Source organism: Novosphingobium sp. AAP93 (genome assembly GCF_001296055.1).
In the GTDB taxonomy this organism is placed as follows: domain Bacteria; phylum Pseudomonadota; class Alphaproteobacteria; order Sphingomonadales; family Sphingomonadaceae; genus Novosphingobium.
In genome coordinates this window covers 1-24413 of the sequence record NZ_LJHZ01000108.1, presented here as the reverse complement: position 1 = coordinate 24413, position 24413 = coordinate 1, and the positions used below count along the sequence as shown (strand labels likewise).

Sequence of the window (24413 nt, the reverse complement as noted above, 5' to 3'; positions counted from 1 at the left end):
GGACCACAAGGCATTGACTGATATCGCCGCCATCGTTGCTGAAATCGCCGGGGAGATGCGCGGTGCAACCGATCGCGGGCGGGTGGCGGACTACATCCCGCCGCTCGCCTGCGTTTCTCCCGACCGGTTCGGCATCGCGGTGGTCATGGCGGACGGGACGGTGCATCTGGGTGGCGACGCGGAAGAGCCGTTCTCGATCCAGTCGGTTTCCAAGGTGTTCTCGCTGACGCTCGCGTTGGGCATGGTCGGCGATGCGCTGTGGAGCCGGGTGGGGCGCGAGCCTTCGGGCAGTGCGTTCAATTCGATCGTGCAGCTGGAAACCGAGCATGGCATTCCGCGCAATCCCTTCATCAATCCGGGCGCGATCGTCGTTGCCGATGTGCTGCTGGCGAGCGGGACACCTGCGGAAGCGATCGCGGGCGTGCTGCGCTTCGTGCGCGGGCTGGCGCTGGACGAGACGATCACCATCGACGCGAGCGTGGCGGCGGCCGAGCTGGCGACTGGCTATCGCAACATGGCGCTCGCCAACTACATGCGCTCGTTCGCCAATCTCCAGCACCCGGTGGAGCAGGCGCTCGGCGTCTATTTCCACCAGTGCGCGCTGGCGATGAGCTGCCGGCAGCTGGCGATGGCGGGCCGTTTTCTGGCGCATGACGGGCGCGATCCGGCGACAGGGCGCTGCATCGTGACGCCGCAGCGCGCGCGGCGGATCAATGCACTGATGATGCTGTGCGGGCATTACGACAATTCTGGCGAGTTCGCATTCCGGGTGGGCCTGCCGGGCAAATCGGGCGTGGGCGGCGGCATTCTCGCGGTGGTGCCGGGAACGGCGAGCATCGCAGTGTGGTCACCCGGCCTCAACGCCAAAGGCAATTCGCAGCTCGGCGCGCTGGCGCTGGAACGGCTGGCGGCGCGGACTGGTTGGTCGGTGTTCGAAGCATGCGGCGGCTGAGCCTGCGACCAAACCGGGGAATAGCTCGGCAGGCCTCTCGTTTTCAGGGGCGGGGCATCCTATCTACCCGCCGCAACGGAGATTCAAGGATATGACGACCCACAAGACCCGCATGCTGATCATTGGTTCCGGCCCGGCCGGGCTTTCCGCCGCCATCTACGGTGCGCGTGCGGGGATGGAGCCGATCGTGGTACAGGGCCTGCAGCCCGGCGGGCAGCTGACGATCACCACCGATGTCGAGAACTACCCCGGCTTTCGCGATGTGATCCAGGGCCCGTGGCTGATGCAGGAAATGCAGGCGCAGGCAGAGCATGTCGGCACGCGGATGATGTGGGATACGATCACCGAAGTGAGCATGGATGGCCCCCCGTTCCGCGCCCACGGCGACAGCGGTGATATCTATGAAGGCGATGTGCTGGTGATCGCGACCGGCGCGCAGGCGCGCTGGCTGGGCGTGGAAGGCGAGCAGGAATTCGGCGGCAAGGGCGTCTCCGCCTGCGCGACCTGCGACGGGTTCTTCTATCGCGGCAAGAAGGTCGTGGTGATCGGCGGCGGCAACACGGCAGTCGAGGAAGCGCTATACCTTACCAACCATTCGCCCGATGTGACGCTGATCCACCGGCGTGACAGCCTGCGGGCTGAAAAGATCCTGCAGGACCGCCTGATGAGCAATCCGCGCATCAAGGTGCTGTGGAACAAGGCCGTGACGCGCTTTACCGGCGCGGCGGGCGGCGTGCTCGAAGCGGTGGAACTGGTCGATACGGTGACGGGCGAGACCTCTTCGCTGGCGACCGACGGCGCGTTCGTGGCGATCGGCCATGCCCCGGCGACCGAGCTGTTCAAGGGCAAACTGGAGCTCGATGCGAGCGGCTATATCGTGGTGCAGCCGGGCACGCCGAAGACGGCGATCCCGGGCGTGTTCGCCTGCGGTGATGTGATGGACCACACCTATCGGCAGGCGGTGACGGCGGCGGGCACGGGCTGCATGGCCGCGCTCGATGCCGAGCGGTTCCTTGCCGAGCATGCCTTCGCTGCGGCACAGGCAGTGGCGGCGGAGTAGGCGCTAGCGCGCGGCTTCGAGCAGGCGCTCCAGCAGCCAGCTTTGCGCATCTTCGCCAGCGAAGCTGTGGCCGCTGCTGGCGTGACGCTGGACGCGCGGATCGCCGGAGGACCAGACGGCCTCGAACATCTGGGCGGTGCGATCTCCGGACGCGAGCAGGAATGTGACCGGGCCAGAGAACCGCGCGAGGCTTGCGGCCATCTTATCAACGAGAGCTGACTTGGGTGCGCTTGAGGCGGCTGTGCGCAGGCCGCGCACCAGCTTGGCGAGGTTCACGCCGCCGGTAAGGAGGCGGAGCACTTCGCGCGGGTTGGCCAGCTTGCTGAGGTAGCGCTGGCGGATTGCGGCGGGCGGTGTGCCATCCGCCTCGTCGGCTTCCAGCGTCCACGGATTGGCGAGGACAAGGCCGTCGAGGCCGATTTCGGCGCCGTGGAGCATCAGCGCGGCGGCGGCATCGCAATTGCCGAAGCCGATCACGCGGCGCAGTGAGGGTACGGCTGCGCGGAAAGCGGCGAGTGCGGCGGCGATGTCATGGCGGGTGTGCAGGAATCCGGGATCGGTGCCTTCGCTTTCACCGACGCCGCGTCGATCATAACGGAAAACGGGGATACCAGCGGCAGCGAGGCGCGCAGCCAATTGCGCCTGTCCGCCCCAGCTTCCGGCACGGATTTCGCGTCCGCCCGAGACGAGCAGGATGCCGGTGGAGCCGGTTGCGGCCTCCATGTCGAGGGTGCCGACGAGGGTGTCAGGTCCGCAGGGGAAGGTGAGGTGGCGGCGCATCAGGCGGCCGCCTCGCTGGCGATGATCTGCGCGAGTGCGGCGGACTGCGCCGGGTCTTCCTCCGGCTCGCTGCGCAACCAGAGCGCGCTGACGCCGAATTCGGCCTGGCGGATCACGCGCTGGCCTTCGTCTTCAGGCACGGCTGAATCCAGCCCGGCGACGAGCGCGGCCGAGAGGCGATAACCGGCGAGTTCAAGGCCGATGTTGCGGCCTTCCTCCAGCAGATCGGCGCTATTTTCTTCGCGCCCGGCTTCCTTGGCCGAGAGCACCCGCGCGCGGAGCAACTGGCGCAGGATCGAGGCGCCCTTGACCGGCTCGAGCACCCAGCCGGGAAGCCGCGTCGGGAACACAAGCGCGCCGCCGCGCACGGCCAGCACGTGGGTGGCGGCGAAGTGTCGCGCTGCAGTTTCCATGGCCGCGCGCCAGCTGCCGAGGCTTTGCGCGGAGAAGGACTGCAGGCTTTCGTTGCAGCCAGGGAGATCGGGCAGCATCGAGTCGAGCCCCAGTGCATCAAGGCAGCGCTGCGTTTCGATCAGCATCCGCCGCGTGCGGTTCATTTCCTCGAACAGCGGCGGGACGATCAGCAGGCGGACGGCGCGTGCGCGGTCGAAAACCACCGCGTGCTCATCGGCAATGCCGGCGGGTCCAGGGCAGGGCCAGCTTGCCGGCATGGCGAGAATCAGGCCTCGCCGCGCTTGGCGCGGATGAAGGCGAGGAGGTCGCCGAAGGTGCCGAGCATGTCGCCATCGACTTCGTCATCTTCGATCACGACGTCGAAGCGGTCCTCGATCTCGGTCAGGAGGCCGGCGACGGCCATGGAGTCGAGTTCGGGCAGTGCGCCGAACAGGCCGCTATCTGGCGTGAGCGCGGCGGCACGTGTGGGGCCGAGGCCGAGCACATCGTTCAGCAGGCTGCGCAGGTCGGTGTCGGTCTGGTCGGTCACGGGGTAAGGCCTTGTGATGAAAGGAGAGGCGGGCGCTTTAGCCAGCGGCCTCCGGTGAAACAAGCGCGGGCTGGGAACTCGGGCGCAGCATGCGGCGGGCAGCAAGGCGGGCGAGCGCTGGCCAGTGACCTACGGCGGCGGGGCGGTAGAACTGCAGGGCGTAGCGGGGGCGCTGCACCTCCATCCAGTCGCGCTTGTAGGGATCGTTGCCTGTGCCGAAATCGACGGTGTGCACGTGGTCCTCGTCGATCACGTGGCGAAACAGTGCGGCGGTCAGCAGGGTGCCGGGCGAATGGGCGCGGTAGGCCTCGTCGTGGGCGAGCTTGTGGATCCACGCGGTGCCGCCCTCGACCGTCCAGAACTGGGCGGCGACAGGCTGGCCTTCGATTTCGGCGATCCCCATGCGCAGCGCGCCTGCCGCCGCTTCGGCCTGAGCGAAGGCGCACAGGAAGGCGGGGTTTCCTTCCTCTGGCTTCCAGCTCCTGGCGTAGATCGCTTCATAGGCGGCCCAGTCGGCGTCGATGAACGTGGTTTCGATGCGCAGGTTGACTTTGCCGCGTGCGGTCTTGCGGCGGACGGTTTCGCGCAGCGCGCCGGGGCGGGCGGACCAGTATTGGGCGAAGTTGCGGCCTTTGAGTTCGAGGATGTGGTTGGTGTCGCAGGGTTCGGCGACGCCGATCCAGCTGGCGGTGCGGAAGGCGGCGGCGAGCGTCAGCGCTTCGGCTTCGGGCATCGGTGCGAGGCGGGCGGCGCCTGCCGGTGCAAGGCTGCGGGCCAGGGCGGCGAAGAGTTCCGGTGCGCGCTGCGGAGCGTTTGTGAGCGGGCGGACGAAGAAGCTGTACCACGTGCCGAGGGGGCCAGTGCCGTCGGGGTTCTTCTGAAAGGGAAGGACCGCAAGCGCATCACCATCGCGGGCGACGGCGATTTTGCAGGTATCTGCGAGAAGGCAATGCTCTGCCAGCAGGGAAAGCCAGTCCAGCCGATCGAACGGCGCGCTCGTGGGCGAGCGGCCGAGCAGCGCGGCGAGCGCCGGGTCGGCTTGCGCTTCCCGCAAATCAGCGTGATAGACCGTCACACCCAAGTCTTTGTCCTTGCCCTTGCACCCGAGAGAGCCGCTTGCCCGCAGCGCCCGATCCGACCGTGTTCCCGCTTGACCACCTTGCGCTGAAGGGGCAGCCGGAGGCCCCTGCGCTGGTCTTCAAGACGCACGTGCTTAGCTACGAGGCGTTAAATCGGCGTTTAGGACAATTGGCGGCATGGCTTGCGGTGAAGGTGCCGGAGCCGGGCGCGCGGGTGGCGACCTGGTTGCCGAAAAGCGAGCTGGCTTGCCTGATGCCGCTGGCGGCGGTGCGAGCGGGGCTGGTGCATGTGCCGGTGAACCCGCTGCTGAAGCGCGCGCAGGTCGCGCATATCCTGAGCGATAGCGGGGCACGGCTGCTGATCTCGAATGCCGGGCGGCTGTCGACACTGGAAGAGGGCGATCTCGCTGAAGCGGTTTCGCGGGAGGAAGGAACGGTTTGGGCCGAGGTGGAGCGCCTTGAGCCGTTGGGTCCTTCCAACGCTGCATCCGATGATCTGGCGGCGATTCTTTATACCAGCGGTTCGACCGGGCGGCCCAAGGGCGTGATGCTCAGCCATGCCAACTTGTGGCTCGGGGCCGTGAGCGTGGCGCATTATCTGGGGCTGACGGCGGAGGACCGGACGCTGGCGGTGCTGCCGCTGGCGTTCGATTATGGGCAGAACCAGCTGCTTTCGACGTGGTTTGCCGGTGGCTGCGTGGTGCCGCTCGATTACCTCATGGCACGCGATGTGGCGAAGGCGGTGGAGCGGCATGACGTCACTACGCTCGCCGCCGTTCCGCCGCTGTGGGTGCAACTGGTGGAACTTGACTGGCCGGAGGCGGCGGCAGGCAAGCTCAGGCGGCTGACCAACAGCGGCGGTGCGCTCACCGAGCCGCTGGTGCGGGCGCTGCGGACGCGGTTTCCGCAGGCGCGGCTGTTTCCGATGTATGGGCTCACCGAGGCGTTTCGCTCGACGTATCTCGACCCGGCGCTCGTCGATGCGCACCCGACCTCGATGGGCAAGGCGATTCCGTTTGCCGAGGTGATGGTCGTGGCGGACGACGGGCGCGAGGCGGGGCCGGACGTGGAGGGCGAGCTGGTCCATGCCGGGCCGCTGGTGGCGCAGGGCTATTGGCGGGATGCGGCGCGGACGGCGGAGCGGTTCAAACCGGCGCCAGCCTTTTCGCGGATGGGCGGCAAGGCGGTGTGGTCCGGCGACCGGGTCCGGCGCGATGCGGACGGGTTACTCCACTTTGCCGGGCGGCGCGATGCCATGATCAAGACCAGCGGCAACCGGGTCAGCCCGCAGGAAGTGGAAGACGCGGCGATTGCCACCGGGCTGGTCGCGGAGGCCGTGGCGCTGGGCCTGCCTGATCCGGTGCTGGGGCAGGCGATCCATCTTGTGGTGCGCGCGAAGGGTGATGCGGCGGCGGCAGAGGCGGCGCTGCCTGCTGCTCTGGTACGCGAACTGCCCGGTTTCATGGTGCCGCGGGTGATCCACTGGCGTGCGGAGATGCCGCTGAGCCCCAATGGCAAGCTCGACCGCGCGGGTCTTTACCAGGAATTATCGGCGGCTGTGGCACAGGGCTGACCATGAAGCCGCTTGGCCCCATTCCCCCCGGATATGCTGCGATCGATGGCGAACTGGTCATCGGTGGGCGCAAGGCGTCCGAATTGGTAGCCGAGGCGGGTACACCGCTGTTCGTCTATGACGGTGCGCTGATCGAAGCGCGCGTGGCGGCGCTGCGGGCGGCGCTGCCGCGGCGGTTGGGGCTGCATTATGCGATGAAGGCCAACCCGTTTGCGCCGCTGTTGCGCCATATGGCGGGGCTGGTCGACGGATTCGACATCGCCTCGGGCGGTGAACTCCTGATGGCGGAGGCGGCGGGGGTTCCGGCGGAGCGGATCAGCATTGCCGGGCCGGGCAAGCGCGATGCCGATCTTGAAGCGGCGATCAGCCGGGGCGTGACGCTGAACCTCGAATCCGCGCGCGAGGCCGAGCGGGCATTGGCGATCGCGGAGCGCGTGGGACGCGCGCCGAAGCTGGCGATCCGGGTCAATCCCGATTTCGATCTCAAGGGATCGGGCATGAAGATGGGCGGCGGCGCCAAGCCCTTTGGTGTCGATGCGGGCGCTGTACCGGCGCTGGCCCGGATGATCATCGCGTCCGGCGCTGAGTGGCGCGGCTTCCACATCTATGCCGGCAGCCAGACGCTGGACGCCGCCGCAATTGCCGAGATGCAGGCGGCCACGCTCGTGCTGGCGGCGCGCCTTGCGGAGGAGAGCGGGGCGGTGCTTCCGGCCTGCAATCTCGGCGGCGGCTTTGGTATTCCCTACTTTCCCGGCGATCTGCCGCTCGATCTCGCGGCTGTGGGAGCTGCGCTCGCAAAGCGGTTCGCAGCGCTCCCCGAAGTGTTGCAGGAGACGGCGTTCTGCATTGAACTCGGCCGCTATCTCGTTGGCGAAGCTGGCGTATATCTCACCCGGATCATCGACCGGAAGGAGAGCCACGGCGAGGTGTTCCTCGTCACCGATGGCGGACTGCACCACCAGCTCGCGGCGAGCGGCAACTTCGGGACCGTGGTGCGGCGCAACTATCCCAGTGCCATCGCGACCAGATTCGGCGCGCCGGTGGAAGAAGAAGCCAGCGTGGTCGGCTGCCTGTGCACCCCGCTTGACCGGCTGGCGGACAAGGGGGGCTTTCCGCGTGCCGAGGAGGGCGATCTTGTCGCGGTGTTTTGCGCCGGTGCCTATGGGGCCAGTGCGAGCCCGGTGCACTTTCTCGGACACGGCCCGGCGGCTGAACGGCTGGTTAACGCAAGGTCCTGATTTTTAGGTATTAACGATTACTCGGAGCGCCGTCCCGTTACGGGACTTTGGCGGAAATGCGCTTGTGCGGACCCCGCCTTGCGCATCAGGACTAACGGTATCTTCACCCTTTTTGGCGATAGCCGGGAAGTCATGGGAGGTCCCCATGGTCCCGCCACGGGACGAATGGGACAGCCTGCCCGGTGCGCGCAAAGGACGTTCGATGCCCAAAACTACGCGTTTCACCCGCTTGCTGGCATCAGCGGTTACGCTGAGCCTGCTGCTCGGCGGCTGCGCGGGCGGCGGTGGCAGCGCGCAATTGCCGCCGGCCTCGTTCGTGGCGCTGCAGGAAGGGCCGGGCGAGGAATATGTGATCGGGCCGCTCGACGACCTGACCATATTCGTCTGGCGCAATCCCGAACTCGGCGCCTCGGTGCAGGTGCGGCCGGACGGGCGCATCACCACGCCGTTGATCACCGACATGCCGGCGGTGGGCAAGACGCCCTCGATGCTGGCGGAAGACATCAAGCTCCAGCTTTCGCAGTACATCCAGGAGCCGATTGTCTCGGTCATCGTCAACAAGTTTTCGGGCACGTTCAGCCAGCAGGTGCGCATCGTCGGCGCCACCGGCAAGCCGGCCTCGATCCCCTACCGCGCCAACATGACGCTGCTCGATGCGATGATCGCGGTGGGCGGCCTGTCCGAGTACGCGGCGGGCAACAAGGCGCGGCTGGTGCGCTTCGACAAGCAGACCGGCCAGCAGAAGGAATACGGCGTGCGGATCGGCGATCTCCTGCGCAAGGGCGATACGCGCGCCAATGTCATGCTGATGCCGGGGGATGTGATCATCATTCCCGAAAGCACGTTCTGAGGATGCCGCCCGCATGACGAGCATCTACGAAGAAGTGCGCATCGCGCTCTACGGCATCTGGCACCGGCGCTGGCTGGCGCTGGGCGCGGCCTGGCTGGTGTGCCTGCTGGGCTGGCTGATTGTGGCCACCGTGCCCAACACCTACGAATCGAAAGCACGCATCTTCGTCCAGATCGACGACGTGCTTTCGGACCAGATCGGCATCGGCGGTGATCGCAAGCGCGATATCGAACGCGTGCGCCAAACGCTGACGAGCTCGGTCAACCTGTCCAAGGTCGTCCGTGCGACGCGGCTGGGCGACAAGGTGACGTCCGACAAGGAAATGGAAGCGGCGGTTGCGGCGCTGGGCAAGAACATCAAGGTGGTGAGCCAGCAGGACAACCTGTTCGAGATCACCGCCTATTCGGGCAGCAAGGCCTATTCGGATGTCCAGAACGCCAAGCTGGCGCAGGACATCGTGCAGAAGATGATCGACATCTTCCGCGAAGAGAACCTTGCCGGCGGTCGCGGCGAGATGAGCGACACGCTGGCCTTCATGGACCAGCAACTGGCTGACCGGCAGAAGGACCTCGAAGCCGCCGAGCAGAAGCGTCAGGCCTTCGAGGCCAAGAACGCCGAGATGATGCCGGGCAACGGCTCGCTTTCGAGCAAGATCGAAGGTGCGCGCGCCGAGCTGCGCGGCGTCGAGTCGGACCTTCTGGCAGCCCAGAGTGCGCTTGCATCGGTGCGCGGGCAGCTTTCCGGCACGCCGCCGACGATCATGATGCCGGGCGTGAGCGGCGGCGCAAAGGGATCACTCGCGCAGGCACAGGCCGATCTCAGTGCGATGCGCGCGCGCGGCCTGACCGACAGCCATCCCGATGTGATCGCGCTCAAGGCGCAAGTTGCGGCGCTCCAGCGCGCTTCGGCGGGCGAGGCCGGTCCAGGCGGCATGCCCAACCCGGCCTATTCCTCGCTGCAATCGATCAAGGCTGACCGCGAGGCGAGCATAGTGGCGCTGCAATCGCGCCGGGCCTCGCTTTCGCAGGAATTGGCTCAGCTGACCGGCCGCCAGTTCAGCGAACCCGGCCTTGCCGCCGAAGCAGCACGCATCAACCGCGACTACGACGTGCTCAAGGAGCAGTATGACAAGTTGCTGCGCGACCGCGAGCAGCTGCGCCTGCGCGGTCAGGTCGAGACCGAGCGCAACGCGGTCAAGTTCGAGGTGATCGATCCGCCGACGACCCCGCGCAAGCCTTCCGCGCCGGACCGGCCGATGCTGCTGTTCATCGTCCTCATCGTCGGCATCGCGGCCGGCTGCGGCAGCGCCTTCGGCATCGGCCAGCTGCGCTCGACGTATTCGACGACAGGGCAGCTCGAACGCGCGACGGGGATGCAGGTGGTCGGCTCGGTGACGCTGACGCTCAGCCGCCGCGCGCGTGCGCAATACTGGCGGCAGCTCAAATGGTTTGCCGGCGGGGTCGCCAGCCTCGCCTTCGTGCTCGTCGTGCTGCTGGCGGTCGAGTTCATGAAACGCGGCATGGTCGCCTGAAGGAACGGATGAGATCATGACCGAACAGAGCAAGATCCCGGTTCCCAAGGACACGACCGAAGCGCGCTCGCTGATCGAGCGGGCGGCGGGGACGTTCGACCTGCGTGCTTTCCAGGCGCCGATTGCCCCCAGGCTGCCCGAGCCGCGCGAGCCGGCTCCGGCAAGCGCGGATGCGGGCGAACCGGCACAGCCTGTCCAGCGTGTCGCGCCGCCTGCGCGTCAGGCACCGCCACCGCCCGCTTTTGATGGCATTCCGGCGCGGCAGACTTTCCGCGGCGCCTTCCATCCGATCGACCGCAAACACCTGCGCGAGCAGTGCCTGATCGAGCCCGAGGGGCCGGTGACCGGGCTGCTCGAGGAATTTCGTATCGTGAAGCGCCAGCTGCTGATGACAGCGGCAGAATCGCGCGCTGGGCGGGGCGCGGCGCATGGCGAGCGCATCCTCGTGTGCTCGTCGCATCCGGGCGAGGGCAAGACGTTCTGTTCGGTCAATCTCGCGCTGTCGATGGCGGCGGAGAAGGACACCGAAGTTCTCCTCGTCGATGCCGATTTCGCCAAGCCCAGCGTGCTTTCGGCGCTCGGACTGCCGGGTGGACGCGGGCTGATGGACGCGCTGGCCGATCCGGACATCGCCGTCGAGGACTGCATCATCGGCACCGACATTGCCGGGCTCTTCGTGCTGCCCGCAGGCAATTCGACCGGGCATGATACCGAGCATCTGGCTTCGTCGTACACCGCAGAAGTGCTGGCGCGGCTTACGGCGCAGGCGCCCAATCGCATTGTCATCTTCGACAGCCCGCCGGTGCTTGCCGCTTCCCCGGCGTCGGAGCTCGCGCACCATGTCGGCCAGGCGCTGATGGTCGTGCGGGCGGACCAGACCGGCGAGGCCGCGCTGCGCGACGCAGTCAGCATCCTCTCGGGCTGCGAGGACATCAAGCTACTGCTCAACTGCACCCGCTTCTCGCCCACCGGCCGCCGTTTCGGCACCTATTACGGGTACAAGGAATGACCATGGCGAGCACAACGACCCATGCATTCGTGGCCAGTGTGCTCGCGATCATGCTGCTTTCCGGCGCGGCGCAGGCGCAGTCGCTGCCTTATGGCGATCCCGGCGACAGCGAGGCGATCTCGGGTGGGGACGGCGCGCCTTCGGGCGGCGGTGATACGGGGCGCAGCGGCGGCAAGCAGCGCGGTGGGCGCAGCATGGGTAGCGCTGGCGGCGCCGGTCGCGTGAAGATTCAGCCCTATATTGAACTCAGTCAGAGCGTACTGGCCCGGCTCAAGCCGGTTAGCGAGACCCTCACTTACACCAGCGTCGCGGTCGGCGTCGATGCCTCGCTGCAGGGGCGCCGGACCGAAGGCGCAGTCTCGGTGCGCTATGAACGGCGCTTTGCCGAGAGCGGCAATATCGTCAGCAACGACACGATTTCGGGCCTCGCCCGCGTGCGCCACGATCTGATCCCGCGCCAGTTGACGCTGGAAGCCGGCGGCCTTGCGACGCGCACGCGGTTCGATGAAAGCGGGGCCTCGCGGCTCGGGTCGGTGCAGACCGGCGACCGGGTGGCGCAGGTCTATTCGCTTTATGCCGGGCCTGCAGTCTCGACCCATGTCGGCGAAGTCGCCGTCAAGGGATCCTACCTCGTCGGCTATACCAAGGTTAACACGCCGCGCCTGCCGGTAACCGGTCTCGCGCCAGGCCAGCCGCAGCCGCAAGGCGATATCTTCAATCACTCGGTCGCGCAGTCCGCGCAAGCCTCGGTCGGGGTCGCGCCGCACACGGTGCTGCCGATCGGATTGACCGCGAGCGCAGGGTACAATCAGGAAGACATCGCCAACCTCGACCAGCGTGTCCGCGAACTGCGGGCCGGCGTGCAGGCGACGCTGCCGATCAACCAGGAACTGGCGCTGATCGGTGATGTGGGCTGGCAGGATGTCAAGGTTTCCTCGCGCGATGCGGTGCGCGGGCCGGGCGGCATTCCGGTGGTCGGCAGCGATGGCCGCTATGTGACCGACAAGTCAAAGCCGCGCCAGATCGCTTATGACGTGACCGGGATCACCTGGGATGTGGGCGTGATGTGGCGCCCGAGCCGTCGTACGTCGCTCAGCGCTTTCGTCGGTCGCCGCTATGACAGCATGACCTACTACGGCTCGTTCTCGTATACGCCCAATGCGCGCAATGCAGTGCAGGTCGAGGTATTCGATGCGGTCAGCGGGTTCGGCTCCACAGTCGGGAATGCGGTGCGCGGGCTTCCGACAGATTTCACCGCCAATCGCAATCCGTTCAGCGGCGATATCTCGGGCTGCGCAACGGGCGCGCAAAGCGGGGGCTGCGTCAACGGCGCGCTCGGGTCTATCGCTTCGGCGGCCTTCCGCACGCGCGGCGTCTCGGCGTCGTACAGCCACAAGGCGGGCAGGCTGCAAATGGGTCTGGGCGCTGGCTATCTGCGCCGCAAGTTCATCGGCGCGCAGGGCACCGTGCTCGAAGCCGCCAATGGCCGCACCGACCAGACATTCTACGTCAACGGCCAGATTTCCGGGCCGATCGACCGCACAACCGCTTTCACTATCGCCGTCTACGACAGCTGGTACAAGTCCGGCGTCTCGAGCCTCGCCGACGTCAACGCGATCGGCGCCAATGCCGGCATCACGCACCAGTTCACGCGCCATCTCGTCGGCAACGTGGCGGCCGGGATCGACTATCTCGACCGCAAGGCCTTTGCCGATGACTTGATCGCGACCGGTCAGATCGGCCTGCGCTACAATTTCTGAAGGAAGGGCGTCCCCCACCGATGTACGACACATTCTACCAGCTGACCGGGCGGCCCTTCCAGCTCACGCCGGATCCGGAGTTCTATTTCGAGAGCGGAACGCACCGCAAAGCGCTGTCCTACCTCGGCTATGGCCTCGCGCAGGGTGAAGGCTTCATCGTCATCACCGGCAAGGTCGGCGCGGGCAAGTCGACGCTGGCAGCGCACCTTCTCGCAACCATCGACCGCCAGCGGCTGACGGCGGCGCAGATCGTGACGAGCCGGCTCGACGGCGGCGAGATGGTGCATATGGCGGCGCGCGCCTTCGGGCTCGCCGTCGCCGGCCATGACAAGGCCAGCGCGCTCGCGGTGATCGAAGCGTTTCTCCATGAGGAAGCCCGCGCCGGGCGCCGCTGCCTGCTGGTGGTGGACGAGACGCAGAACCTCTCCATCGAGGCGCTCGAAGAGCTGCGGATGCTTTCCAACTTCCAGCTCGGCGCGCATCCGCTGCTGCAGATCCTGCTGCTGGGCCAGCCCGAGTTCCGCGACCTGCTGCAAGGCTCGCCGCGCCTCGAACAGCTGCGCCAGCGCGTGATCGCGACGCATCATCTCGAGGCGATGGAGCCGTCCGAAGTCGGCCCCTATGTCATGCACCGCCTTGCCTGCGTGGGCTGGAGCGGCAATCCGGCGTTCGACGAGCGGCTGTTTGCCGACCTCGCGGTCGTGACCGGGTGCCTGCCGCGCCGGATCAATCAGGTCTTCGGCCGCTTGCTGTTGATGGGTGCGGTCGAGCAGAAATCACGGATCGACAGCGCGATGCTCGCCGAAGTGATCGCCGATCTGGAGCGCGATGGTACGCTGGCCGATCCCGCTGCGCCCGTGCCGGCTCCTGCGCCGTTGATTGCGCCCGAAGCGTCCGCGCCTGCGGATAAGGAGCTTCCCGCTGCTGCAGTCAGCGGTCTGGCCGGGCTGCAGAAGGCGATTTCGGCGCACAATGAGCAGATCATCGAGCTGCAGAAGGCCGTGCTTGAGCTTGCCGACATGTCCGCTCCCCCGGCTACGGTCCCGGCGACCGAGGCACGGATCGAGGCGCTTGAAGCAACGCTGGGCGCGCTGCAGCAGCGCATCGTGGCGCTTGAGGCGCGCGGGGCCGAGCAGGAGCAGGCGATCCGCCATGTGCTGACGATGCTTATCGAATGGCTCGAGAGCGAAACGCCCCGCCGGGCGGCTTGAACCTGAAAGGACCGACGCCGCCATGTCCGGCCCCGATCTTGGTCACCTGCTGCCCTCTGGTGCCGTGCTCAACGGCATGTCGGTCGATGTCGAGGACTGGTTCCAGGTCGGCGCATTCGAGAAGGTGATCGCGCGCGGCGAGTGGGACGGGCTGGAGCGCCGGGTCGAGGCGAACTGCGACCGCGTGCTGGCGCTGTTTGACGAGGCCGGGATCAAGGCGACGTTCTTCACGCTGGGCTGGGTGGCCGAGCGGCACCCCCGGATGATGCGCAGGATCGCCGCTCAGGGTCACGAGATCGCCAGCCACGGCTGGGACCACAAACGCGTGTTCACAATGGGCGAGGCCGCCTTTGGGGAGGATATCGCGCGGGCGCGGGCGGTGCTGGAGGATACCAGCGGGAGCGCGGTGACCGGTTACCGCGCACCGAGCTTCTCGATCGATGCGCGCACACCCTGGGCGCATGACGTGCTGGCCCAGCATGGCTATGCCTATTCCTCCAGCGTCGCGCCTATCGTCCACGATCACTATGGCTGGCGCGAGGCGCCCCGATTTGCGTTCCGCCCGATAGCAGGCTCGCCGCTGGTCGAGGTGCCGGTTACGACGGTCGAACTGGCCGGAAGGCGCATGGCGGCGGGGGGCGGCGGATTCTTTCGCCTGTTGCCCTATGCTGTCTCGCATTGGGCGGTCGACCGTGTGAACCGGCACGATGGCCGGCCGGCGGCGTTCTATTTCCATCCGTGGGAAGTCGATCCTGGTCAGCCCCGCCGCACCGACGCGCCGCTGCGTTCGCGGTTCCGGCACTATACCAACCTTTCGGCCATGGCGGGCAAGCTGCAGCGGCTGCTCGGCGCCTTCGCCTGGGGGCGGATGGACGCTGTGGTCGCGGCCGAAGCGGCGCGGCTCGATGCCGAAAAGGTCGCGGCATGAACGCGCCGTTCCGCCCATCGCTGACCAGGATACGCATTGCCGATCCTGGTGATCGCGGGGCCATCGCGCGCTTTGTCGCTGAGGCTGATGGCGCAACCCCGTTCCATCGCCCGGAGTGGCTCGAAGCGGTAACGCGGTCTACCGGCCACCCGGCCCATGTGCTGCTTGCCGAGCGCGAGGGCGCGATTGCCGCGCTGCTGCCCTTCCACGCCGCGCATTCGCCCCTATTTGGCCGGGCGCTGGTATCGACCGGCTTTGCCGTCGGTGGCGGTTTGCTGGGCGATGCGGATGCCGCACCGGAGGTTTTTGCCGCCGCAACGGAATTGGCCCGGCGGCTGACTTGCCCGACTGTCGAAGTGCGCGGCGGTGTGATGCCGGAGGACTCCGCCTGGCACATCAAGCAGGACAGCCATGCCGGCTTCGTGGCGTCGCTGGCCGCGGATGATGACGCGCAACTCACCTGGATCCCCCGCAAGCAGCGCGCCGAAGTGCGCAAGGGGCTGGCGAACGCGATGGAAGTCCGCGTCGGGCGGGAGCGGCAGGACCGCGACTGGCACTATGCCGTCTATGCCGAATCCGTGCGCAATCTCGGCACGCCGGTGTTCCCGCGCGCGCTGTTCGAGGCGGTGATGGACGCTTTCGGCGAGGACGCGGACATTCTCACCGTGCTGCATGAGGGCCGCGCCGTGGCCTCGGTCCTCAGCCTCTACCATCGCGGTGCCGTCATGCCCTACTGGGGCGGCGGCGTGCATGCGGCGCGCAGCCTGCGTGCCAACGACGTGATGTATTACGCGCTGATGTGCCACGCCCGCGTTCGGGGCTGCGACCGCTTCGATTTCGGCCGTTCCAAGACCAATACCGGGGCCTATAACTTCAAGCGCAACTGGGGCTTTGAGCCGCAGCCGCTGAGCTATGCCGTGTGGAGCGCGGATGGCGCGCCTCCGCGCGACGTCAATCCGCTGAGTCCGCGCTACAAGGCCAAGATCGCGCTGTGGCAGAAGCTCCCCTTGAGCGTCGCCAACCGCGTCGGGCCGTTCATCGCGCGAGGGCTGGCGTGAGCGAAGTCCTGTTCCTCGCGCACCGCGTGCCATTCCCGCCGGACCGGGGGGACAAGATCCGCTCGAACCACTTTCTGCGCCGGATTGCGGAACTGGCGCCGGTGCATGTCGGCGCGCTGGCGGACGATGCGGCAGATCTTGCGCAGGAAAGCGCGGTCGCAGCGATTTCGCAGAGCCACTGCATTGTACGCCGGAACGCACCGCTGCAGCTCGCGGCCTTGTCGGCGCTGGGGCAGGGGCTGCCGGTCAGCCTCGCTGCCTTCTCGTCTGCGAAACTGCAGCGCTGGGTTCATGCGGTGCTGGAAGCACGACCGATTTCGGCGATCTTTGTCTTTTCGGGCCAGATGGCGCAATATGTGCCGCCGGAATTCCGGGGCCGCGTGGTGATGGACTTTGTCGACGTCGATTCGGCAAAATTCGAGGCCTATGCCCAGACCGGCGCCCTTGCGCGACGGCTGCTCTATGCCCGAGAGGCGCGGCTCCTGCGCCGGTTCGAGGAAGCGACCGCGCGCCGGGCGACGACCAGCCTCTTTGTCAGCCGCGAGGAGCGCGCGCTGTTCGAAAGCCGCCTTTCTGGCGCCGCGCGGCCAGACGTGCGCGCTCTGGGCAACGGCATCGATACCGAGCTGTTCGATCCGGGTGTGGTTCAGCCCGCACCGGAATTGGCGGGCGAGGGGCCAGCGATCGTGTTCACCGGGCAGATGGACTATCCGCCCAATATCACCGCAGTCGAACTCTTCGCGCATCAGGTAATGCCGCTGATCCGGCAGGCGCACCCGCAAGCCCGTTTCGCTATTGTCGGCCGGGCCCCGACACCGGCGGTCCGCGCGCTGGAGGGCGTGGGCGGCACGATGGTGACCGGCGCGGTGCCCGATGTGCGGCCCTGGCTGGCCGGCGCGGATATTGTCACAGCACCGCTCCTCATCGCGCGCGGTATCCAGAACAAGGTGCTCGAAGCGATGGCCATGGCGCGGCCGGTGCTGCTGACACCAGCGGCTGCAACAGGCATCGGCGGCGTGGACGGCGAGCACTTTGCCCTTGCCGAAGCCCCGCTGGCACTCGCCGGACGCGCGCTCGCATTGCTGTCGGATCGCGCGGCGGCTGAAGCCCTGGGCGCATCGGCGCGGCGCTTCGTGATTGCGGAATGCGGCTGGGACCGCATGCTGGCACCGCTGCAGGCGCTGATCGGTGCGCAGACCGATGTCGCCTGAAGGTGCGCTTCCGGCCAGGCCGCTCGGCCTGATGGCGCGTGTGCCGGATCACTGGCGCTCGCCGATGATCCAGCTGGCAGCCACGTGGCTCGTCCTGATCGCATTGTTCTTCGGCGACTGGCGCGAGATGGCGCAGCAGTGGTGGGACAGCTCGACCTACAACCATATCCTGCTCATTCCGCCGATCCTCGGCTGGCTGGCGATGCAGCGCGCCAGCGAGACCGCGCAGCTTGCCCCACGCCCATGGTGGCCGGGGCTGGTGGTGATGGGCGGCGCCGTGTTCCTCTGGGTCCTAGGCGATTTCTCTGGCCTCAGCCTTGCGCGGCAGCTGGCGGTGGTCGTGATGCTGCAAGCTGCGACACTGGCGCTGCTTGGCCCGCGCGTGGCGGCCGCGCAGCTGTTTCCGCTGGGCTACATGCTGGCGCTGGTGCCGTTCGGGGACGAGCTCATCCCGTTTCTCCAGACGATCACGGCCAAGCTGACCATGGTGCTGCTGGCGCTCACGCAGATCCCGGCCTCTATCGACGGCGTCTTCATCACCACGCGCTTCGGCTATTTTGAAGTGGCGGAGGCATGCTCGGGGGTGAAATTCCTGGTCGCGATGATCGCCTATGGCGCGCTTGTCTCGAACGTATGCTTTGCCAGCTGGGGACGCCGCGCCGGGTTCATGGCACTTTCAGTTATCGTGCCGGTACTGGCGAACGGCCTGCGCGCATGGGGCACGATCTACATCGCCAGCTGGCGCGGGATCGAGTTTGCCGCGAGCTTCGACCACATTTTCTACGGCTGGGTATTCTTCGCGCTGGTGATGGGCCTTGTCATGGCGGTCGGCTGGCGCCTTTTTGATCGCAAGGTCGATGCGCCGCTGGTCGACGCGGAGGCCATCGCCGCATCGCCACTGCTCGGGCGGCTGGAGCGAATGACATTGCCGCTTCCTGCGGCACTCGGAGGGATCGCAGCTCTCGCGCTCGCAGGCCTTGCATGGAGCTTGGCAGCAAGCCGGATCGTGGCGCCCATACCGGACTATATCGCCCTGCCCGAGGTGCCGGGCTGGCATTTCGACGATCGCAGCCCGCGCTTCGAATGGCATCCGCTGCACACCGGCGCCGATCACCGGCTGGTGGCGCGATATAGCGATGGCAAAGGCCATGTCGTCGACCTCTCGTTTGCGCTCTATGCCGCGCAAGGTGACGGGAAGGAGGCGGGCGGCTTCGGTCAAGGCGCCTTGCCGATGGGCAGCCGCTGGGCTTGGGAAGCGCCGGGAATCGGCTTTCCGGAGGCTAAGAGCGACGTGATCCAGGCGCCGGGGCCGATCCACCGCCTCGCTGTGACATGGCTGCGTACCGGTGACCTGCTGACTGGCAGCAATACTCGCCTCAAACTCGCCAACATGGCAGACCGGCTGCTGCTGCGCCCGCGTCCGACGATGACATTGATCCTCTCCGCCGAAGCGGATGAGGCTACGCCGCCCGAGGACGCGATCCGTTCGTTCCTAGCCGCCACCGGTCCCATCGCGCCGTGGATGGACCGCATGGCGCGCGTCCGGTAAGCGCGGCTCCACCATGTGCGGCATCGCCGGAATCTTCCACACCGAGGGCCTGAAGCCCGTCGACCCGGACCGCATCGCGCGGATGTGCGCGGTCGCATCGCATCGCGGGCCGGACGGGCAGGGGGTGTGGACCGCGCCGGGTGTCGGCCTAGGCCATTTGCGCCTCGCCATCATCGACCTTGCCGGATCGCCGCAGCCGATGGCCTCGTCCGACGGCACGGCGATGCTGGTGTTCAACGGCGAGATCTACAACTTCCGCGAACTGCGCCGGGAGCTGCAGGCAGACGGCGCGACGTTCCGCACGGACGGCGACAGCGAAGTGATCCTCGCCGCGTGGCAGAAGTGGGGCGTGAACTGCCTGCCACGCCTCCACGGCATGTTTGCTTTCGCGCTCTATGATCTGAGGCAGCGCACCCTGCTGCTGGCGCGCGACCGGCTGGGGGTGAAACCGCTGCATATGGCGACGCTCGCCGATGGCAGCGTGATCTTCGGCTCAGAGCTCAAGCAACTGCTGGCGCATCCCTCGCTGCGGCGCGAGATCGATCCGCTGGCGGTGGAGGACTACCTCACCTGGGGCTTCGTGCCCGATACGCGCGCGATCCTGAAGGGCGTGGAAAAGCTGCCGGCAGGCCACTACCGTCTGTTGCGCCATGATGCGCCGCCGCCGCCGCCGGTGCAGTGGTGGGACGTCTCGTTCGAACGGCGAGAGCGCGGCAGCGAGGCCGATCTCGGCGCGCGCCTGCTGCATCACATGCGCGAGGCGGTGACCTCGCGCATGGTAGCCGATGTGCCGCTGGGGGCGTTCCTGTCGGGCGGGGTGGACAGCTCCAGCGTCGTCGCGCTGATGGCCGAGGCGAGCCGCGAGCCGGTCAAGACCTGCACGATCGGGTTCGATGTGAAGGCGCTGGATGAGACGGAATATGCCGGGCGGATTGCCGCGCAATACGGCACCGAGCATCATCAGCGCAGCGTCGGCGCCGATGACTTCGCGCAGGTCGATACGCTCGCTGCCATGTTCGACGAGCCGTTCGCGGATGCATCAGCCTTGCCGACCTGGCGAGTCTCGCAATTGGCGCGCGAACATGTGACCGTTGCGCTTTCGGGTGACGGTGCGGACGAGGCCTTTGCAGGATATCGCCGCCAGACCTTCCAGCACCGCGAGGAACAAGTGCGCGCTTTCCTGCCCGGCGCGCTCAGAAAGCCGCTGCTCGGCGGGCTGGGGGCTGTCTATCCCAAGCTCGATTGGGCACCGCGCCCGTTGCGGGCCAAGACGACGCTGCTCAGCCTCGCCGGAAGCGGCGAGGAGGGCTATGCGCGCGCCTTGGCGGTGACTGGTCCTGAACTGCGCAGCGCGCTTTATTCCGACGAATTCCGGCGGTTGCGCGGGGGGTATCGCGCTGAACAGCCGTTCGTTCAGCTGATGCGCGGTGCTCCGGCCCGCAGCGGGCTCGACCGCGCGCAGTACGCCGACCTCAAGTTCTACTTGCCGGGTGATATCCTGACCAAGGTCGACCGCACCAGCATGGCCGTCAGCCTGGAGGCACGCGAGCCGCTGCTCGACCATCGCCTGATCGAATTCGGTGCGCGCCTGCCGGAGCGGCTGCGCGTGCGCGGGACGACCGGCAAGTGGCTGATCAAGCAGACAATGCGCCGCTATCTGCCTGAGGACATCCTGTTCCGCCCGAAAATGGGCTTCGTGACGCCGATCGCAGCCTGGCTGCGCGGACCGCTGGCAGGGGAGGCCCGGCAGGTGGCTCATGGCGGCACTCTTGCACGCACCGGCTGGTTCGACACGGCCCGCCTTGCCGCGCTGGCCGAGGCGCATATCGCTGGAACAAGCGACCACAGCCGTTTGATCTGGCAATTGCTGATGCTGGACCGAAGTTTGAGGATAATTATTTAAATTCAATATCTTGAAAACATTCATAGCTGAATCTGGCTGGTGAACCTTAAACCAATATCAACCATTGTGGATTAAGCCCGGGTGTCACCACCCCGTTTTGGGCAGTCCATGCGTCAGTTTTTGCGATCAACATTGGGCTTGTCCCTAGTCGCCACGTTGCTGATGGCAACGTTCGCGCTCGGGGAGCCGATTGCTCACGTCTATTGGAACGTCGGGTACAAAAACGTAGAGCACAGCGCAAAGGACAGCATCGTACTTGTGACGGTCAACGATCGTCCGCGTTGGACTACAGCGGAATTGGCGAACCTGCTCGGTCGGCTGCGCGTGCAGATGCCTCGTCGCGTCATCTTCGACGCCGCCATTCCCGCAGGAGAGAACGCCGACGGCGATGCTCGGATGGCAGAAGTTATCCGGAGCTTCGGCGATGACATTACCTTTGTCGCTCGCGGTGAAAAGGCAAACAACTTCAACGGCAAGTCTTTCTCCATGCCGCCGCGACGGATCATCGGTGGTGCACGTGTGGCACTCTCGACATGGCAGACCAACTTCCTCGAAAATGCCGTTGCTGCGCCGTACCAGGTGTTTGACGGCAATCGCGTCTACACGACCCTGAGCACCGAGCTTACGGGCGTACATTCAGGCTTCGAACGGACCTACTTCCCGGACTTTTCCGTCGATCCAGATACGATCCGCCAGTTTCCTTCGCAGCGCCTGTTTGAGAACACGATCCCAGCCAGCACGCTGACCGGTCGGACGGTCATTGTGACGGCTCCGGACCGGGTATCCGCGGTGCGTTACTTCGGCCATGGCATGGTACCAGCCATCGCGCTTGATATTGCAGGCGCACATGGCCTTGAACTGCCTTTCTCGTTGTCGCTCGGACAGTTTTTGGGATCACTGCCGATCCTCATTCTGGTTGTCGCGCTGGTTGCGCTGGGAGCCGGGGCCGCAGGGCGGCGCAAGGCCATGTTCTATACCCTTGCACTCGTCGCAACTCTCTTGCTGCCGATGGCGCTGCGGCTGCAGGGGATCGTGTTCCCACCGGACTGCGCAATCCTGTTCCTTGCAACCTATGGCGGCTTGCGCCTTTGGCAAAAGCGAATCCGCCGCATCCAGCTAACCAGCGCATCGGGCCTGCCCAATCTGCTGGCGCTTGCCAATGATCCTCTGCCGGTGGGTTCGGACCTCGTTGTCGCTGTGATCGCGCGGTATGAAGAGATTCTAACGACTTTGCCGCGCGAACTGCACGGAGAATGGGCACGCCAGATCGCTCGGCGCATCACGGCTGGATCGGGTACGACTACCATCTACCATGGCGAAGGCGGCCAGTTCGGCTGGTGTGAGGAGGCGCGGCCCCTCGAGATGCAACTCGATCACCTAGAGGGCTTGCGCGCGCTGTTCGCCGCCCCTCTCATCATCGGCAGCTATACATTCGATACGAACATCCACTTCGGCCTCGATCGCAATGAAGGCCTTGATACCTCGACCCGGGTCAATTCTGCATTGGCCAGCGCAAACGAGGCGCTCAGCAACGGACGCAGCATCGAATTGTTCGAGGCGCAGCGGCTCGCGGAGGCACCCTGGGAGCTTTCGCTGCATGCGCGCATCGAGGAAGGGCTGCGCAATGGCGACATCTGGCTGGCCTACCAGCCCCAGTGGCACATCGCCGAAAACCGGATCTGCGGCGCCGAGGCGCTGATCCGCTGGAACCACCCGACGCGTGGACCCATTTCTCCCGATGCGTTCATCCTGCAAGCCGAGCGAGCGGGTCGGATCGATGCCTTGACCTATTGGGTTCTGGACCTTGCCATCACCGCCGCGCTCGCGCTGAATACGCGCGGACCGCGCTTCCAGATGAGCGTGAATCTGTCCGCTCAGATGGTCGACAAGTCTGACCTCGTGGCCAATTTCGCGCGCATCGTTGAACGCCGTGGCATTGATCCGACGCTGTTGACGGTCGAGGTGACCGAGACCTCGAGTGTGCGCAACCGCCCGGTGGCGTGCCAGAATCTCACTCGGCTGCGGGAGATGGGCTTCCGGCTGTCGATCGACGATTTCGGCACCGGCGAGGCGAGTCTTGCCTACCTCGCCGACCTGCCCAGCGACGAACTCAAAATCGATCGCCGCTTCGTGTCGCGGATTACCTCCAGTCCGCGCGATGCGACCATCGTCGCCAACACGATCTCGCTTGCCCACGCACTAGGGCAGACAGTCGTTGCCGAGGGTATCGAAGATCCGGAAACGCTGGCTGTGCTCCGCGATCTGGGCTGCGATCTTGCCCAAGGCTATCACCTTGGGCGGCCACAAGCCTTCGAGCAGCTTGAGAAGGCCTACGACGAGAGCCTCCTCCAATTTCGAACAGCTTAATGCTTGTTAACCATGCTTGATAATGCTATCCGAGGGTTACCAAAACCTTACGGAGGCTTTTATGTGGTCGATCTGGCGGTACCTCGTATCCTAATCCTTTCTCAATAGCGGGTATTCTGGTTGTCAGATGCCCGCTTTTTGATTCTGGCTGGGTATTCCTCGGTGAGTCGAGGTCCTTCGCGTTTGCTCTGTCTGCGTTGAGCAGACTGGATGGCGTTAAGCAATTAACCAAGGCGCCAGGTGCGACATTCGTCGTCAGCCTTCAATTGAAGAGCGCACATTTGGCGAGCGTTGCTTCTGCTGCTGGGCTACGTCGAAAACGTTCTGAATCTCAAGCCTCGCCGTGGCCCAGCGCGAGATACTCGCGGCTTTGCATCTCGATCAGACGGCTGACCGTGCGTTCGAACTCGAAGCGGCCGTCGCCGGCCGGATAGAGCTCCGCAGGCTCGGCATCGGCGGTCGCGATCAGATTGACCTTGTGCTCATAGAGCGCGTCGATCAGCGTTACGAACCGCGCGGCCTCGTTGCGCTGGTCCGGCCCCAGTTTCGGGATGCCGACCAGGATCACCGTGTGGTAGTTGCGCGCAATCGCGAGGTAGTCCGCAGCACCGCGTGCCTCGCCGCACAGGCGCTTGAAGCTGAACACGGCAACGCCCTTCAGGCTCTTGGGCACATGCAATACGCGTCCGCCGCCCAGATCAAGTGCCCCCGCCGGGACATGCACGCTGTCTTCCGGCGGATAGTCGGTCATGCGGAAGAACGCCTCGCGCACGTCTGCCGTCGCCTCCGGACCATTGGGCACGTGCCAGGTGCCGACACCCTGCATGCGCACCATGCGGTAGTCGGTCGGGCCGTTGAGTGCGACCACATCCAGCTGGTTCTCGATCAGCGCGATGAAGGGGAGGAAGTGCTCCCGGTTGAGCCCGTCCTTGTAGAGTTCGCCCGGTGCCCGGTTCGAGGTGGTCACCACGGTGACGCCGAGATCGGCGATAAGCGCGGTGAACAGGCGCCCCATGATCATCGCGTCGGCGCTGTTGTTCACCACCATTTCATCGAACGCCAGCACGCGCGCCTCGGCGGCAAGCGCGGCGGCGACGGGGGGGATGGGGTCGCCGCGCTCCTTCTGCCGTTCCACCCGCAACCGCGCATGAACGTCGAGCATGAACTCGTGGAAGTGCGCGCGGCGCTTGGGCCCGGCTTCCAGCGTATCGTGGAACAAGTCCATCAGCATCGACTTGCCGCGCCCGACACCGCCCCACATGTAGAGCCCGCGCGGAGGGGCAGGGGGCTTGCTGCCGAGCAGGCGGCCGACGAGGCCGGGTTTCGGGACGGGGCGCTCCAGATCGCGCTGGAGGGCGTCGAGGCGGGCGGCGGCAGCGGCTTGTTCAGGATCAGGCTTCAGTTCGCCTGC

The 24413-nt window shown here is 66.3% G+C and carries 20 protein-coding genes; 15 read left to right on the top strand and 5 right to left on the bottom strand.

Annotated elements, in window-relative coordinates; all coding sequences use genetic code 11:
• Positions 1–13 precede the first annotated feature (13 nt).
• The gene (locus tag IP83_RS16170) at positions 14–952 is read left to right on the top strand and encodes a glutaminase (RefSeq protein ID WP_054123260.1); all 939 of its coding nucleotides are present in this window, start codon (positions 14–16) and stop codon (positions 950–952) included.
• A 91-nt stretch (positions 953–1043) separates the two neighbouring features.
• On the top strand, positions 1044–2012 hold the full coding sequence (trxB, locus tag IP83_RS16165; RefSeq protein ID WP_054123259.1) for a thioredoxin-disulfide reductase: 969 nt from the start codon (positions 1044–1046) through the stop codon (positions 2010–2012).
• Positions 2013–2015: 3 nt separating this feature from the next.
• On the opposite strand, the gene IP83_RS16160 is transcribed toward trxB, so the two are convergent.
• Genes IP83_RS16160 through IP83_RS16145 form a run of 4 tightly spaced genes read right to left on the bottom strand, consistent with a single transcriptional unit; the run spans position 2016 to position 4810 of the window.
• Entirely contained in the window at positions 2016–2792 is a 777-nt protein-coding gene (locus IP83_RS16160; RefSeq protein WP_156309784.1) for a hydrolase 1, exosortase A system-associated, read from the bottom strand.
• Positions 2792–3463, bottom strand: a complete 672-nt coding sequence (locus IP83_RS16155) for a hypothetical protein (protein ID WP_054123257.1) — start codon at positions 3461–3463, stop codon at positions 2792–2794. Before IP83_RS16155 ends, IP83_RS16160 begins: the two co-directional genes overlap by 1 nt.
• An 8-nt stretch (positions 3464–3471) precedes the next feature.
• On the bottom strand, positions 3472–3735 hold the full coding sequence (locus IP83_RS16150; protein ID WP_054123256.1) for an acyl carrier protein: 264 nt from the start codon (positions 3733–3735) through the stop codon (positions 3472–3474).
• A gap of 37 nt (positions 3736–3772) precedes the next feature.
• Entirely contained in the window at positions 3773–4810 is a 1038-nt protein-coding gene (locus tag IP83_RS16145) for a GNAT family N-acetyltransferase (RefSeq protein WP_054123255.1), read from the bottom strand.
• 41 nt (positions 4811–4851) lie between these two features.
• Here IP83_RS16145 and IP83_RS16140 point away from each other — a divergent pair, with 41 nt between their 5' ends.
• From IP83_RS16140 to IP83_RS20935, 13 genes are all read left to right on the top strand, one after another.
• On the top strand, positions 4852–6387 hold the full coding sequence (locus IP83_RS16140) for an acyl-CoA ligase (AMP-forming), exosortase A system-associated (protein WP_054123254.1): 1536 nt from the start codon (positions 4852–4854) through the stop codon (positions 6385–6387).
• 2 nt (positions 6388–6389) lie between these two features.
• Positions 6390–7625: a pyridoxal-dependent decarboxylase, exosortase A system-associated gene (locus IP83_RS16135; protein WP_054123253.1), complete on the top strand. Its 1236-nt coding sequence runs from the start codon at positions 6390–6392 to the stop codon at positions 7623–7625.
• A 202-nt stretch (positions 7626–7827) separates the two neighbouring features.
• Complete coding sequence (locus IP83_RS16130) at positions 7828–8475, top strand: XrtA/PEP-CTERM system exopolysaccharide export protein (protein ID WP_054123351.1); 648 nt, start codon at positions 7828–7830, stop codon at positions 8473–8475.
• A gap of 13 nt (positions 8476–8488) precedes the next feature.
• Positions 8489–10006: an XrtA system polysaccharide chain length determinant gene (locus IP83_RS16125; RefSeq protein WP_054123252.1), complete on the top strand. Its 1518-nt coding sequence runs from the start codon at positions 8489–8491 to the stop codon at positions 10004–10006.
• Between the two features lie 16 nt (positions 10007–10022).
• Complete coding sequence (locus tag IP83_RS16120; protein WP_054123251.1) at positions 10023–11015, top strand: AAA family ATPase; 993 nt, start codon at positions 10023–10025, stop codon at positions 11013–11015.
• 2 nt (positions 11016–11017) lie between these two features.
• On the top strand, positions 11018–12775 hold the full coding sequence (locus IP83_RS16115; protein WP_054123250.1) for a hypothetical protein: 1758 nt from the start codon (positions 11018–11020) through the stop codon (positions 12773–12775).
• A gap of 20 nt (positions 12776–12795) precedes the next feature.
• Entirely contained in the window at positions 12796–13986 is a 1191-nt protein-coding gene (locus IP83_RS16110; RefSeq protein WP_054123249.1) for an AAA family ATPase, read from the top strand.
• Positions 13987–14008: 22 nt separating this feature from the next.
• Positions 14009–14914 (top strand): XrtA system polysaccharide deacetylase, encoded by a 906-nt coding sequence (locus IP83_RS16105; RefSeq protein WP_197274409.1) that lies wholly within the window; start codon positions 14009–14011, stop codon positions 14912–14914.
• Complete coding sequence (locus IP83_RS16100) at positions 14911–15972, top strand: FemAB family XrtA/PEP-CTERM system-associated protein (protein WP_054123248.1); 1062 nt, start codon at positions 14911–14913, stop codon at positions 15970–15972. The genes IP83_RS16105 and IP83_RS16100 overlap by 4 nt, the downstream gene beginning before the upstream one ends.
• Positions 15969–17183, top strand: a complete 1215-nt coding sequence (locus IP83_RS16095) for a TIGR03087 family PEP-CTERM/XrtA system glycosyltransferase (protein WP_054123247.1) — start codon at positions 15969–15971, stop codon at positions 17181–17183. Before IP83_RS16100 ends, IP83_RS16095 begins: the two co-directional genes overlap by 4 nt.
• Positions 17173–18732: an exosortase A gene (xrtA, locus tag IP83_RS16090; RefSeq protein WP_082364776.1), complete on the top strand. Its 1560-nt coding sequence runs from the start codon at positions 17173–17175 to the stop codon at positions 18730–18732. Before IP83_RS16095 ends, xrtA begins: the two co-directional genes overlap by 11 nt.
• A gap of 13 nt (positions 18733–18745) precedes the next feature.
• Positions 18746–20635: an XrtA/PEP-CTERM system amidotransferase gene (locus tag IP83_RS16085; RefSeq protein ID WP_054123246.1), complete on the top strand. Its 1890-nt coding sequence runs from the start codon at positions 18746–18748 to the stop codon at positions 20633–20635.
• Positions 20636–20797: 162 nt separating this feature from the next.
• Positions 20798–23002 (top strand): EAL domain-containing protein, encoded by a 2205-nt coding sequence (locus IP83_RS20935; RefSeq protein WP_231625092.1) that lies wholly within the window; start codon positions 20798–20800, stop codon positions 23000–23002.
• A gap of 331 nt (positions 23003–23333) precedes the next feature.
• On the opposite strand, the gene zapE is transcribed toward IP83_RS20935, so the two are convergent.
• A partial coding sequence (gene zapE / locus IP83_RS16075; protein ID WP_156309782.1) for a cell division protein ZapE occupies positions 23334–24413 on the bottom strand: 1080 nt, incomplete at its 5' end.

Coding starts and splice junctions, on each gene's coding strand:
- trxB (WP_054123259.1), top strand. CDS start 1,044: ATGACGACCCACAAGACCCGCATGCTGATCATTGGTTCCGGCCCGGCC.
- IP83_RS16160 (WP_156309784.1), bottom strand. CDS start 2,792: ATGCGCCGCCACCTCACCTTCCCCTGCGGACCTGACACCCTCGTCGGC.
- IP83_RS16155 (WP_054123257.1), bottom strand. CDS start 3,463: ATGCCGGCAAGCTGGCCCTGCCCTGGACCCGCCGGCATTGCCGATGAG.
- IP83_RS16135 (WP_054123253.1), top strand. CDS start 6,390: ATGAAGCCGCTTGGCCCCATTCCCCCCGGATATGCTGCGATCGATGGC.
- IP83_RS16130 (WP_054123351.1), top strand. CDS start 7,828: ATGCCCAAAACTACGCGTTTCACCCGCTTGCTGGCATCAGCGGTTACG.
- IP83_RS16125 (WP_054123252.1), top strand. CDS start 8,489: ATGACGAGCATCTACGAAGAAGTGCGCATCGCGCTCTACGGCATCTGG.
- IP83_RS16120 (WP_054123251.1), top strand. CDS start 10,023: ATGACCGAACAGAGCAAGATCCCGGTTCCCAAGGACACGACCGAAGCG.
- IP83_RS16115 (WP_054123250.1), top strand. CDS start 11,018: ATGGCGAGCACAACGACCCATGCATTCGTGGCCAGTGTGCTCGCGATC.
- IP83_RS16110 (WP_054123249.1), top strand. CDS start 12,796: ATGTACGACACATTCTACCAGCTGACCGGGCGGCCCTTCCAGCTCACG.
- IP83_RS16105 (WP_197274409.1), top strand. CDS start 14,009: ATGTCCGGCCCCGATCTTGGTCACCTGCTGCCCTCTGGTGCCGTGCTC.
- IP83_RS16100 (WP_054123248.1), top strand. CDS start 14,911: ATGAACGCGCCGTTCCGCCCATCGCTGACCAGGATACGCATTGCCGAT.
- xrtA (WP_082364776.1), top strand. CDS start 17,173: ATGTCGCCTGAAGGTGCGCTTCCGGCCAGGCCGCTCGGCCTGATGGCG.
- IP83_RS16085 (WP_054123246.1), top strand. CDS start 18,746: ATGTGCGGCATCGCCGGAATCTTCCACACCGAGGGCCTGAAGCCCGTC.
- IP83_RS20935 (WP_231625092.1), top strand. CDS start 20,798: ATGGCAACGTTCGCGCTCGGGGAGCCGATTGCTCACGTCTATTGGAAC.